Raw genomic sequence first — 13697 nt, forward strand, 5'->3', positions numbered from 1 at the left:
AAGACCTTCCTATGACCGCTTAGAACCAGCGACCGGTCGCAATGGCTGCCGGTGAATGTTGCGCACTGTCAGCAACATTCGACAAGACCTGATAGGAAACTGTGGTTTCTGTCGGGACGCTGAATCCGACCGAACGAGTCAACTCTCCGCCGCTGCCGCAGACGACGGGTATTGTTCCGTTGGCAAAGGCCACAGGGAAATCCCATTGGCCGACCGCGCTTGTGAACATTGCGCCCGACGCGGTCGTGCAACTTACGGCGTCCAGAGTAACCGTGCAAATCTGAGTTCCATCTGCGAAGCGGACATATTCACCGTTGGCCGTGGACCCCCTTTCGATAACAGCGCCGGTTGGCGTCCCGGCATTTTGTGACACAGGACCCAAAATGTTGCCCGGCCCAAAGCCGAAATCTGCGCGCATCAAACGCCCCGGTGTCGTGTCGTCTGCGCCGTTCTGAATGGCCGCGCCGGTCGCAAGTGCGGTTGTCGGGTCAAATTGGATAGCATCTGTCCAGTTCGTCCCGTCGGGCGAAACCTTGATCGAAAACCCGGTCGACCCTGACAACCCCATCTCTGCATGACCGGTCCAATCGGATTGGAACAGCAAAGACGCTGTATCATTGGCGCTGGCTTTGTTGATCTTTAGCTGGTGGCCATTTCCGTCGTGGCTAAACAAGGTCGCAGGGGACTTGACGGACAGCCTGTTGATTGCGTCGAAAGCCGTTGCAACGCCGACGCCATCAAGGTTCTGGGTCGCCGCTGTGGGTTCGCTCCAAGAAGAGCCGTCCCAGATTTTCAAACAGGTTGCGCTGGTGTCCCAGGCTCTCCAACCAATACTGGGTTCAAAGAAATGCCATGCGTTGTCCAGCCACGCGGTCAGTTTCCCACCCTGACCAGCCCAATCCCCAGTTGGAACAGAGCCCAACGCATACACCGCGCCTTGTTCCGGGGCTGCAGGCGGTGAAGTTGCATCAGTCGTAACAACTGTGAGCTGAACAATAAGATCCAGTTGGCGTAGAGCTTCGTTATGAGTGACGTGCTTTTGCGCTTGCGACGGTTGAATAAACGGTAGGTCTAAGTTGGGTGAGTTTTGTGACAATTGGCGCCCTCCTGCAATTCTATCCCACTGATTGAGATGCGCGCCAAACTGCTCCTAATTTAGTTAACCCTTGGCCAGTTGGTCGGGCGCTGGCTCAAGGTTTTCGAAAGAAACTACTTGGCCCTGGGAACCACACCACAAGTCGCAAGATGAATGTTCTGGGAGGGTCCGAAAAGAAAAAGGCACCCCGAATAGGATGCCTCTTAACCAAAAACGAGGGTCGGCTTTTATTGCGCGGCCTGATCCGTGGCGATTGTGTCGTGAAGGTATTCACGCAGATCGTCGCGCAGGTCCTCGCGTGCAAGGGCAAATGCGACCGTGGCTTGCAGGAAGCCAGACTTGGATCCACAGTCAAAGCGCTGGCCTTCGAATTTGTGGCCAAAAACAGGGACACCGTTTCCGATATCCTCGGCAATCGCGTCGGTAAGCTGGATTTCTCCGCCGCTTCCCTTTTTCTTCTGATTGAGGTTGTACAGAACGGAAGGGCCGAGGATGTACCGACCGATTACGGCCAAATTCGATGGTGCATCTTCTGGTTTGGGCTTTTCTACCATTCCGCGGGCGCGAACGACCGAGCCGATGTTTTCACCGACATCGAGAACCCCGTAAGCGCTGGTTTTTTCCTGAGGGACCTCCATCGCCGCGACCATGTTTCCGCCGGTCTCTTCGTAGGCTTCAACCATCTGTTGCAAGCACGGTTTGTCGGCGGCGATCACATCATCCGGTAGCATAACTGCAAAGGGCTCGTCACCGATCAGGCGGCGCGCGCACCAAACGGCGTGCCCCAGTCCCAAAGCCTTGTGCTGCCGGATATAGGCAATTGCACCGCTTTCCATATTCGTTGCATTCAGCGCCTCCAGCAAATCGTCTTTGCTTTTGGCTTTCAGTTCCTGCTCAAGGATGTGGTTGTGGTCAAAATAGTCCTCAAGCGCTGACTTGCCGCGCGAAGTTACAAAAATAAATTCCTTGATCCCGGCGGCACGCGCTTCGTCGATGGCATATTGTACCAACGGCCGGTCGACCAATGTCATGATCTCTTTCGGGACAGACTTTGTCGCAGGTAGAAAGCGGGTACCCAGTCCCGCAACCGGGAAAATCGCTTTGGTGACCTTGCGTGCCATATTACCTCTCAATTTTAATTTTTTAACCGAAAACCGATCGGTTCCGGGGACTTTGCATAGGCTGTAAGGCCGTAATGTTCAACGCCCCCATGAGCCAAGCCTTTAAACAAGATAGATCGTGCCATTCGAGAGACAGGAAGTCAAAACGATCCATTGTCACATGCCTATGTACATACTGGGTCGCCCGTAAAATCTGAACAATCATACTAATTATTTATGTATTGTTTTTGTTAGCCGGTTAGCTGGGTCGGAATTGAGCGATTGCAAAACCCTTGATCTTTTAAAACCACGGTCATTTTCAGCCATTGGCCATGATAGCCTCCAGTGGGTCATGCTCGGCCACGAAATGATCGGGTTTCACCTCGTTGAGGCAGGGAACATAATCTGTTTGCCCCTGAAACAATCTGCTTGGCAGAAAACGCAGGGCAGCCTTTGGATCCATGGGTGAGGGCAACTCTCCAGGTAGTTTCAGACGGTGGCGACTACGCTCGATATCCGGGTCCGGGATGGGAACGGCAGAAATCAACGATTTAGTATAGGGGTGGATTGGATCCGAACAAATGATCTCACCATCGCCGAGTTCGACGATCCGCCCCAGATACAGGACCATGATCCTGTTAGACACGGCCCGAACGACTGACAGATCGTGGCTGATAAAGATCATCGACAAGCCAAATTCCTGTTGCAACTCGCGCAGTAATTCGACGATTTGCGCCTGAATGGAAACGTCCAAGGCCGAAACCGCCTCATCGCAGATGATGAGTTTAGGCTTGTTGATCATCGCCCGCGCAATGCCGACACGTTGGTTTTGGCCGCCTGACAACTCGTGCGGATAGCGATTGATCATGTTTGCATTCAGACCGACACGCTCCATCATCTCTGCTACCATTTCCTTACGTTCCCGATCCGTCAGGTCAGGGCGATAAGTCTTGAGCGGTTCTGCAATCGACGCCGAAATGGTCATGCGCGGATCTAGGCTGGCCAGTGGATCCTGGAACACAATCTGCAGGTCCTTGCGGTACTTGTTCAATTCGGCCCGTTTCAGACCCACGATGGGGTGGCCCAACCAGCTGACATTTCCGCCACTTGGTTCGATCAGTTGCAGAACGGCGCGCGCAAGTGTCGATTTTCCGCAGCCGGACTCACCAACGACGCCCAGTGTTTCGCCCTTCCGAATATCAAAGCTCACACCATCCACAGCTTTGAGAGGAATCTTTTTGCCAAAAAGCCCACCAGAAACCTGAATGGGGAAATGAACTTTGACATCATCGACTTTCAGCAATGGATCATCAGTCTTGGCCAGTGCCTTGGGGGCATCCCCGGCGTCGATCCGAGGCATCGCCGCCAGAAGCGTTCGGGTATAGTCGTGCTGGGGCGCGTGGAAAATTGCACGTGTCTCGCCCGCTTCGACAAACTGCCCCAAACGCATAACCTGAATGCGATCACACATCCGTGCCACAACGCCCATGTCATGGGTGATTAGCGCAATTGCTGTGCCCTCATCCTTTTGAAGCCTGACCATCAAATCCAGAATGTCGGCCTGAACCGTTACATCCAAAGCCGTCGTCGGTTCGTCCGCAATAAGGAGTTTGGGGTTACACAGCATCGACATTGCGATCATTACACGTTGTCGCATACCGCCAGACAATTCATGCGGATACTGATCCAGACGCCGCTTGGCCTCGGGGATGCGAACGCGGTCTAACCATTCCAAACAGCGCGCCCGCGCGGCTGATCCTTGCAACCCTTCATGAACTTGCAAAACCTCACGCATCTGCTGTCCGATCCTCAGATGCGGGGTAAGCGCCGTCAATGGATCCTGAAAGATCATTCCGACATCCGATCCGCGAATTTTGTTCAACCGGTTAACAGGCATATTCAGGATTTCACTGCCGTTCAGCGTGGCGGACCCAGACGCCCGCCCGGCCGGTGGCAAAAGCCCCATTGCAGCCATGAATGTCTGGCTTTTGCCGGACCCGCTTTCGCCCACAATACCGAGGCATTCGCCGGGGTTGATGTCAAAGCTGATACCTTTGACAGCTTCGACCACGCCATCCGGAGTGTCGAACTGGACGCTCAGATCTTTTACGGAAAACAAGCTCATCTCAGCGATCCTTTGGGTCCAGAGCATCACGCAAACCATCCCCGATGAAGAACATGGTGATGATGATGGCGACGTAGAAAGTCAGGGGAAAAAGCAATTGCCACAGCGTTCCATAGGCCATCGTTCCGGCACCTTCGGCGATCAGACGGCCCAGCGACGTGTAAGGCTCGGATATACCCAGCCCGAGAAACGAGATGAAGCTTTCTGTCAGGATCATCTCGGGTACAAGCAATGACGCGTATACGATCACCACTCCCAGCAGGTTCGGTAAGATGTGCCGATACATGATGGTGAATTCGCTTACCCCCGCTGCACGGGCTGCCTCTATGAACTCGCGGTTTTTCAGGGTTAATGTCTGCCCTCGAACGATGCGAGCCATTGTGAGCCAGCCAACGGCACCCAAAGCTATGAAAAGCATGACGAATGATCGCCCGGCGACAACCAAAAGCAGGATGATAACCAAGGTTGCCGGAATGGCCAAAAGGACATCGACAAACCGCATCATCACACTGTCTGTGCGGCCGCCGATGTAACCTGCGGCGATGCCATAGCAGGTGCCGACAATCAGGGCTGTTGCTGCCCCGATCAATCCAACCAAAAGGGAGGTTGTCGTCGCCTGAATGACCCGGCTGTAAAGATCGCGTCCCAAATCATCGACGCCAAAGAAGTGACCAGTTTCAACCGAAGGCATTCCCATCCCGCGAACGTCGCCCATGACATTCCAGTCGATCTCTTCGTTGTCCCAAACGGCGAAAAAGGGGCCTATTATGGTGAACAGAACGATCAGGGTCAGGATGAACAGGCTGGCCATAGCCGCCTTATTGCGGACAAAGCGCATGCGCGCGTCCTGCCAGAGTGAACGACCCTGAATAACCGTGTAATCAGTAATGTCCTCGGCCAGATGGGCGGCTTTTTGTGATTTTCCAAGCATTGCCGGCCCCTTAGTAACGAATTTTCGGATCGAACCAGGCATAGGCCAGATCCGTCAGTAGGTTCACCAGTACAGTCAGGACGCCATACAAGATTGTTACGCCCAAAAGCACGGCGTAGTCTCGGGATAAGGCAGAGCCCACATAAGCCTGACCCAGCCCGCCTGTCGAAAAGTAGATGTCCACGAAAACTGACCCGGTCAGTACGTAAACAAATACCGGCCCCAAGTAAGAGACGACCGGCAGCAGAGTTGGCTTCAAAGCGTGGCGCCAGATCACGGTTCTTGTTGGCAGGCCCTTGGCCCGCGCGGTGCGGATAAAGTTTGAGTTCAACACTTCCAGCATGGATGACCGTGTGATCCGCGCAATGGATCCCATGTAAGACGTGGCCAATGCGATGACAGGCATGATCAGGTACGGCCATTGCCCGCCGTTCCAACCACCGCCCGGCAACCAACCCAGCCACAGCGTGAATGTCAGGATCAGGATGGGGCCCATGATGAAATTCGGCAGGGCTTGTGCCGCGATGCCCAGGCCCACGGCAAAATAGTCAATCCAGCTGTTGTGTTTGATCGCAGCGGCAATTCCCAAGCCGACCCCAATCGTGGTGGCCACAAGAAACGACAGCGAACCATAGGTCAGCGAAATCGGAAAGCCCTGTGCGATGATGTCGTTCACATCGCGGTCTTTAAACTTGAACGACGGGCCAAAGTCGAAATGCACGACGATGTTGTACAGATAGTCCCAAAGCTGTTTCCACAAAGGTTGGTCCAATCCGTAACGCGCCTCGATATTTGCCAGCACGGCTGGTGGTAATGGCCGCTCGGATGTGAAAGGCCCACCGGGTGCGAAGTGCATCAGAAAAAAGCTGGCGACGATGAGCAATAGGATCGTCGGAACGGCAGCCAGTAGCCGCCGGATGACATAGGCAAGCATTTCATGCCCCCAATTATTGGCTTTGCCCCAAAGACTTCTTCGGGGCAAAGCGTGATCTAAAGATGATTATTCGGCGATTTTGTAGAGGTTCTTGGAATACCAGTTCTGCTCTACGTTATTGACCGGCCAGTTCCCCACGTCACTGTCCATCATGTAAACGCCAGCATAGTGGTAAATCGGGATAACCGGGGTTTCTTGCGCGATAATGCGTTCGACCTCGGTATATAAAGGTGCGGCATCATCTGCGGTTTTGGCCTTAGCTAGAAGCTCGTCAACTTTGGCGTTGTTGTACTTGCCATCGTTGTAACCGGAATCCGACTGCAGCAGGTCAAGGAAGGTTGATGCTTCGTTGTAGTCGCCACACCAAGCACCACGGGCCAGATCGAAGTTCTGATTGCCACGTTCTTCAAGAAAGACCTTCCATTCCATATTGGCCAATTGGACCTGAACACCTAGTTTTTGTTTCCACATTTGGCTAAGTGCCACGGCGACTTTCTTGTGTGCCTCATCAGTGTTGTAGACCATCTCGAAGCTCAGCGGATTGTCTGGGCCAAAACCCGCCTCGGCCATTAGTTCCTTGGCCAGTTCGTCGCGTTCTTGCTGAGACATAGACGCCATCTCGACCGCTGGGACAGTAAAGCCAGCGGTGGCTTCAGGAACGAATGTGTATGCGGGCGGTTCGCCACCAGCTTTCACATTGCGGGTGATGATGTCACGGTCCACTGCCAAGGACAGAGCTTGGCGTACTTTCGGATCTTTGAATTCTTCCGGACCGCCATCCGATAAGTTGAACGTATAGTAGTAATTGCAGAGGCGGGGGAAGCTAATGGCTTCTTCTGGGTTCTCTTTCTGCAGCCTTGGGAACTGACCGGCGGGCACTTCGGTACGATCCAACTCGCCTGCCAAATAGCGGGTCAGTGCAACGTTTTCATCGTTGATGACCAGCGCCACAACCTTTTCGATGATGGTGTTGTCATTGTCCCAGTACATCTCGTTACGCTCACGAACGGAACGTTCTTGCGGCAGATGTTCGGTCAGGACATAGGCCCCGTTTGACACGATGTTTTCGGGTTTGGTCCATGCGTCGCCAAACTCTTCGATCACTTTCTGTGGCGCAGGGAAGGTGGTCGAGTGTGTCGTCATCTGCGGGAAATAGGGTAGGGGCGCGCTCAGCTTTACTTCCAGCGTGTGATCGTCGATCGCTTTGACGCCAAGTTCTTCAACGGGTTTGTTGCCCGCAATGATTTCCGATGCGTTCTCGATCGACATCAGTTCCATGAACCACGCGTAAGGCGAGGACAGAGCGGGATCGACGGCGCGTTTCCACGCATAGACAAAATCACCGGCGGTTACCGGATCGCCGTTTGACCATTTGGCATTGTCGCGCAGTGTGAAGGTATAGACATCTTTGGTGTCATTGGTGGTAAAGCCAGTAGCTACACCGGGAACCAGATTGCCGTCCTCATCCTGATTCATCAGCCCTTCGAAAAGGTCGCGCACAATTTCAGCGCCTGTCACGTCTTCAACCACCTGAGGGTCAACTGAGCTGTGTTCGTCCAAAATCCTGTAGGTAAAAGTCTGGTCTTCGGCGAGTGCTTCGCCGGTTTCGGGATGAGTTCCAGCCGCCATGGCAGCACTTGTTATCATGGTCGAGGTCAGCAGCCCCGCCAGCGATGTACGAATGTATTTGTTCATATTTTTCTACTCCCGTTATCTAGGGTAAGGCACGCGCACCCGTTCAGGGTGGCGCTTGGCCACCATGTTTGTCCGACCGGGAAAGCACCCGGAACAGGTTCAAATTTTGCTTTGTCAGATCGCAATGAACACCGCGTCGCAGTCTTTCGGTTTGCAGTCGGAAACGTAGTTGCGAAAGTCGCCTCTCACTGACGCCGAAGGTGGCATTATTTCAAAAAAGGTTAAAGGCTTTGCAGGAAAATTGGGCTCGGAAGAGCGGATTGTGAAGATAACGGCTTGGTCTTGGAAATTTTATGCCGCTGTTTGGAGGGTTCTTGACATTTTAGTGAAGGTCCTGCGCCACGGGTTGACGGTTAACCCAACGTAAGACGTTGGGCATATTAGGTCGCCGCGGACGAATCGCTATTTGGTCAATGCGGCCTTCATGTGTTTCTCTGGAAAGCAGGTTGGGTCCTGACGTGTAGCTTCTTGCCAACGCCCTATTGAGCGGCGGGTTTTGAAGCCGGGCAAGCCATCGACGCCACCCACATCATGCCCCTTGTTTTCCAACGCCTGCTGCATGATGGCGATTTCGGAACGATACAGTTTTCCAACATCATCCCAACGGCCGGAAAAGTCATTCATGTTGAATTGGATACGATCGCCGACATGGCCGACAAACAAAGCGTACAGGTCACTTTTGTTGTACTCTTTAAGAGCGTAAAAGTTTGGGGTGACCAGAAACGCAGGCCCTTTTCGGCCCGCTGGCAACATCAAAAAACCTTCGCCCGATAGTTCATGATCGGGGAAGGGTTTACCGGACACCCGCGTCACGCCGAGCTTTTGCCATTCGCTGATGAGTTTTCCTTGGTCGGGCCCCTCAAGAGCACATGATAGGTTTTGGGGAAGGTCGATTTCGAAACCCCAGTCCCGACCGGCAACCCATCCATGCTGCGAGAGGTAATGCCCGATCGAAGCAATAGTGTCGTCTGGCGAAGTCCAGATGTCGGCACGGCCGTCTCCGCTCCCGTCTTTTGCGTAGGCTAAAAAGTTCGATGGCATGAACTGCGGCTGCCCCAAAGCCCCGGCCCAACTGCTTTTCAGTCGACCGGGTGGTGCGACTCCTGTTTCAGAAATCTGCAGTGCTGCAATCAGTTCCTGTATAAAGAGCGTGCGTCGCGTGCTCATAAAGCCTTTGGTCGCCAGAACTTCGATCGCGTCATGCGGGACAGCGACCTGACCGTAACCGCTTTCTCGTCCCCATATCGCAAGGATGATGCGGGCAGGCACGCCGGTTTCAGCTTCAACGCGGTTCAGAACCGTTGCATGGCGACGTGCCATCTGTTTACCAACCGATGTGGCGTTCCTAACTGAATTTGCATTGAAGTAACGGGCTGGCGACCTGAATTCTGCCTGACTTTGCCGTTTGGGGGTTTTGGTTGCTTCACCGGGTGGAACAAGGTCTGGCAATGTCCAATTCAACGTTACGCCATCAAAAGCCTTTTTCAGGGTCTTTTGTGAAACGCCCTTTGATCTGGCCATTGGCCAGATAGTGTTTTCGATCCATCGCTGGAACTGTTGTTCTATTGCAGCCCGATTTTGCGCGTGGGCACCAGAGCACAGGATGAAGAAGATGGCGAAAACCAAATAACGCATAGTCGAAAAATTCGCCTTGGCGCGCGTTAAGTCAACTGCGGCCTGCTGATTAAAGGTCAAAAAAAGCCCAACAGTGTTTTGATGAAAACCGCAACATGCATGCGTGCTGGAAAAGGCTTGAGAAATGAGGCGACTCTGCCGATAGTTGTTGGAAACCAGCGACGCAGGAGGATGATCTCGCTTGGCCCAGTTCAAAGTGTCATCCGCGGTTTTGCTGGTGTTTGCCACGTTGCTTGCAACCGGGTTTTTATCCCAGGCAGGCTTAGCCAGCGACAGTTTCCTTGATCCGCAGGGCCCCATCGCGGCAATACAGAAAACGCATCTGGTTCGGGCAACGCTTTTGATCTTGCTTGCCGTTGTCCCCGTGCTGCTTTTGGTGCCGTTGATTGCCATCAGGTACCGCCGCCGCAGCAACAGTGCCGCGGCCTACCGACCCAAATGGGACTTCTCGGGACCGCTTGAGTTTGTCATGTGGGGCATTCCTGTGCTGATCGTGGCCGTACTTTCTTTTTACTTATGGAAGTCCACGCACCGGCTGGATCCCTACACAGCCGATTTCGGGCAGACCCCCGCCCTCAACGTTCAGGTTGTTGGCCTGGATTGGAAATGGCTGTTCATCTACCCCGATCTTGGCATTGCAAGCGTTGGCGAAATGGGAATTCCGGTTGGGCAACAAGTGTCCATGACGCTTACGACAGATACGGTGATGCAGTCGTTCATGATCCCTGCTCTTGCAGGTCAGATCTATGCGATGCCGGGCATGACCACCAAGCTGCACGTTTCCGCCGATGCTCCCAGAATGATGCAGGGAGAGAACACGCAGTATAACGGTCGTGGGTTCACAAAGCAGAAATTCCAAGCACGAGCGATGGAAACAGAGGACTTTAACTTATGGGTTCAGGGTGTGCGCGACAATGGTGTTTTGTTGGATGCGGACACCTACGGGGTATTGGCCATGCGCACGGATCGTGATGAAGTTCAGGCAGCTTTGGGAACGCAGAATATGCCCGAAGATGCGCTGTATTTCGTGTTGGATCAGGGTGATTTGTTTCAATCCATTCTGCACAGGTATCACGGTGGCCAGGCTTTGCAGCCGCATCAGCAACCTGGAACCGCCGCATATTCTCAGGAGGCTTCCCAATGAGTTCTGAGGGTGTGGGGTTCTTTGGCCGCCTAAGCTGGGACTCGTTCCCGTTGGCGGGCTTGATACAGACGCCCGATGCCAACGAGATCGTAGCCAATGCTGCTGCGGGTGTCGTGATCGTTGGCGCCATAGCCGTTATCGCCATTCTGACATACTACCGCCTTTGGGGTCCGCTTTGGCGCGATTGGCTGACCAGTGCCGACCACAAAAAGATTGGCATCATGTATATCGTCTTTGCGATTGTGATGCTGGCTCGGGGCGTGTTGGAAGGCGTTGTCATGCGCGCGCAGCAGGCGGCTGGTCCGGGCGATGGGTTCCTGGAGGCTGAACATTTTGCCGAGCTTTTCAGCACGCACGGAACCATCATGGTGTTCTTCGTTGCCGTCCCCTTTGTGTTCGGGCTGGCGAATTACTTAGTGCCGCTGATGATCGGTGCGCGGGATGTTGCCTTTCCGGTTATGAACCAGATCAGTCTTGGTTTAACGGTTTCTGCCGGAATGATGTTGATGGTTTCGCTGGTCGTGGGCGAATTTTCGACCGGAGGTTGGACAGCATACCCACCCTATACCGGCGCTGCGTTTAACCCCGGGGTAGGGCCGGATTACTGGATTTGGGCCATTGTTGTTTCGGGTATTGGTACGACCCTGACCGGTATCAACTTTGCAGTAACGATCTATAAATTGCGGGCACCGGGGATGAAGTTCATGCGGCTGCCCATGTATTGCTGGACGATTATTTGCAGCTCAATCCTTATTATATTCGCCATGCCTCCGCTTGGTGTTGCGGCGTTGATGCTGGCGGCCGACAGGTACCTGGACTTCCATTTTTTCACCAACGACTTGGGTGGAAACATGATGAACTATGCCAACTTGTTCTGGCTGTTTGGTCATCCGGAAGTCTACCTTTTGGTGTTGCCTGCGTATGGCATTTATTCCGAGATTTTCGCGACTTTCTCTGCCAAACGGCTGTACGGATACAACTCGTTGGTAATCGCGACGATGTCGATCGCAGTACTTTCATTCACCGTCTGGCTGCATCATTTTTTCACCATGGGTCAAAGCGGGTTGATCAACGCAGTATTTGGCATCGCAACCATGCTGATCGCAATTCCAACGGGGGTGAAAGTCTATGACTGGATGGCGACCCTGTTTCGGGGACGCATCCGGTTTTCCGTACCCATGCTGTATGGTCTGGCGTTCCTAATGTTGTTCGTAATCGGTGGTCTGAGCGGTGTTATCCTCGCAAATCCTACTTTGGATTACCAAGTGCATAACACATTGTTTCTGGTGGCCCATTTCCACAATGTCCTGCTTCCAGGCGTGCTATTTGGCTTGTTGGCCGGGTATAATTACTGGTTTCCAAAAGCGTTTGGATTTCGTCTGAATGAAAGCTGGGGCCGCATCAGCGTTTTTCTTTGGACGGTTGGCTTTATGCTGACATTTTTACCTCTTTATTTCGTGGGTCTGATGGGAATGCCGCGTCGATCCTACAGTTGGGAAGATCCCAGTTTTCATCCCTATATGATTGTCGCGGCTGTTGGCTCGCTGGTCATCCTCGCGGCGTTGCTGTCGGTTGTGGTGCAGCTTTGGGTCAGTATTCGTGACAGGGAAAAGACCCGTGCCCCAGTCGGCGACCCATGGGATGCGCGCACGTTGGAGTGGTCGATTCCAGCGCCCCCACCGGCATATAACTTTGCCATCATCCCGAACGTTACGGATCGCGATAATTTCGCAGCAGAAAAAGAGGCTGGTCGTGCCTATCCGACGCCAGACGCATATGAAGACATTGTGATGCCGCGAAACACGGCCATTGGTTTTGTGCTCTGCGTGCTTAGCGGTGTTTGGATGTTTGCGCTGGTCTGGTGGATTTGGTGGCTGGCTGCATTGATGACGGCTTTGATCATCCTTTCGTTTATCGCATGGACCTTCAGAACCGACACTGAACAAGTCATTCCAGCCGATGAAGTCCGCCGGCAACACGAAGCGTGGCTGGATGAGGTTCGAAACGCAGCTCCGGTCGATCGAGATTTTGAAACCGCTGCTGAAAACCGTGGTTTGGCCTGTCCCGACATGGAGGCTGCGATATGAAGCCCGCGCCGACGCACAGCTATCCGGGCTTGAATCTTGGTCGTCGACATCCGGGTGCCGACAAGGCCAGTCAGGTTGTGACTTTTGGCTTTTGGGTCTTTCTGATGAGCGACCTGGTTTATTTCGGCCTGATGTTTGCGATCTATATCACCATGATCGATGCGCAGGCCGGTGGGCCGGGGCCGCATGAGTTATTTAACCTCCACAGCATTTTCGCCCAAACACTCATACTTCTGACCAGCAGTTTGACAGTGGGTCTCGCGATGCTGGCGCTGAAATACAATCTGCCTCGTTCTCGTATAGTGATGTGGTTCGGCGTAACGCTCGTTCTGGGCCTCAGCTTTCTGGTTCTCGAGATCAGAGACTTTATGGCGATGGCCGAGAACGGAGGCGTTCCACAGCGTAGTGGCTTTTTGTCTGCTTTCTATGGGCTAGTACCTCTGCATGGTTTGCACGTAGCCGCGGGCTGCATTTGGTTGGTTGTTTTGGGTGTTCAACTCAGGATTTCTGGACTGACGGATTTGTTGATGTCGCGTGTCGTGCGTTTGGCTCTGTTCTGGCATTTTCTGGATCTGATCTGGATCGGCATCATCACGATCGTATATTTCGGGGGGCTTGCTTATGGATAACCGGAGCGAAATGCACCGCCGTGAGAGGCGGCGTTATATCATAGGATATGGCGGTTCCCTGATTATGACAGTGCTGGTGTTTGTCACTGCTTATGTCTTTGGTATCGAAACGAAAGGTGTGTTTCTTGTGATCGGTTTGCTGGGTTTGGCCCAGTTGATCATTCAGCTTGTGTATTTCCTGCACATCGACCGCCGACGCAGCAGCCGCGAAGATTTGGATCTTGTGCTGTTTTCAACATTGGTGCTGTTGATCATTATCGTGGGCACAATTTGGATCATGGGCAATCTCGCAGTGCGCATGCACACTTATCCGATGTGACC

At 53.4% G+C, this 13697-nt stretch carries 11 protein-coding genes; 4 read left to right on the forward strand and 7 right to left on the reverse strand.

What is annotated here, in order from left to right:
- Positions 1-19: 19 nt before the first annotated feature.
- From ACR0DG_RS12270 to ACR0DG_RS12300, 7 genes are all read right to left on the reverse strand, one after another.
- A complete protein-coding gene (locus tag ACR0DG_RS12270) occupies positions 20-1096 on the reverse strand; it encodes a DUF2793 domain-containing protein (protein WP_480696947.1) in 1077 nt (358 codons plus the stop codon).
- Positions 1097-1323: 227 nt separating this feature from the next.
- Complete coding sequence (galU, locus tag ACR0DG_RS12275; RefSeq protein WP_480696945.1) at positions 1324-2217, reverse strand: UTP--glucose-1-phosphate uridylyltransferase GalU; 894 nt, start codon at positions 2215-2217, stop codon at positions 1324-1326.
- 298 nt (positions 2218-2515) lie between these two features.
- A complete protein-coding gene (locus ACR0DG_RS12280; protein ID WP_480696943.1) occupies positions 2516-4321 on the reverse strand; it encodes an ABC transporter ATP-binding protein in 1806 nt (601 codons plus the stop codon).
- A 1-nt stretch (position 4322) separates the two neighbouring features.
- Positions 4323-5252, reverse strand: coding sequence for an ABC transporter permease subunit (locus ACR0DG_RS12285; protein WP_480696941.1), 930 nt, complete (start codon positions 5250-5252; stop codon positions 4323-4325).
- 10 nt (positions 5253-5262) lie between these two features.
- On the reverse strand, positions 5263-6186 hold the full coding sequence (gene oppB, locus ACR0DG_RS12290; RefSeq protein ID WP_480696939.1) for an oligopeptide ABC transporter permease OppB: 924 nt from the start codon (positions 6184-6186) through the stop codon (positions 5263-5265).
- Positions 6187-6252: 66 nt separating this feature from the next.
- Positions 6253-7881: a peptide ABC transporter substrate-binding protein gene (locus tag ACR0DG_RS12295; RefSeq protein WP_480696937.1), complete on the reverse strand. Its 1629-nt coding sequence runs from the start codon at positions 7879-7881 to the stop codon at positions 6253-6255.
- Between the two features lie 402 nt (positions 7882-8283).
- The gene (locus ACR0DG_RS12300) at positions 8284-9516 is read right to left on the reverse strand and encodes a lytic murein transglycosylase (protein WP_480696935.1); all 1233 of its coding nucleotides are present in this window, start codon (positions 9514-9516) and stop codon (positions 8284-8286) included.
- Between the two features lie 181 nt (positions 9517-9697).
- Here ACR0DG_RS12300 and ACR0DG_RS12305 point away from each other — a divergent pair, with 181 nt between their 5' ends.
- Genes ACR0DG_RS12305 through ACR0DG_RS12320 form a run of 4 tightly spaced genes read left to right on the forward strand, consistent with a single transcriptional unit; the run spans position 9698 to position 13695 of the window.
- The gene (locus ACR0DG_RS12305) at positions 9698-10660 is read left to right on the forward strand and encodes a cytochrome ubiquinol oxidase subunit II family protein (RefSeq protein WP_480696933.1); all 963 of its coding nucleotides are present in this window, start codon (positions 9698-9700) and stop codon (positions 10658-10660) included.
- A complete protein-coding gene (locus ACR0DG_RS12310) occupies positions 10657-12747 on the forward strand; it encodes a cbb3-type cytochrome c oxidase subunit I (protein WP_480696931.1) in 2091 nt (696 codons plus the stop codon). The genes ACR0DG_RS12305 and ACR0DG_RS12310 overlap by 4 nt, the downstream gene beginning before the upstream one ends.
- Positions 12744-13376, forward strand: coding sequence for a cytochrome c oxidase subunit 3 (locus tag ACR0DG_RS12315; RefSeq protein ID WP_480696929.1), 633 nt, complete (start codon positions 12744-12746; stop codon positions 13374-13376). The genes ACR0DG_RS12310 and ACR0DG_RS12315 overlap by 4 nt, the downstream gene beginning before the upstream one ends.
- Positions 13369-13695, forward strand: coding sequence for a cytochrome o ubiquinol oxidase subunit IV (locus tag ACR0DG_RS12320; RefSeq protein WP_480696927.1), 327 nt, complete (start codon positions 13369-13371; stop codon positions 13693-13695). Before ACR0DG_RS12315 ends, ACR0DG_RS12320 begins: the two co-directional genes overlap by 8 nt.
- The last annotated feature ends 2 nt before the right edge of the window (positions 13696-13697 follow it).

This window comes from Ruegeria sp. BG8 (assembly GCF_056538325.1).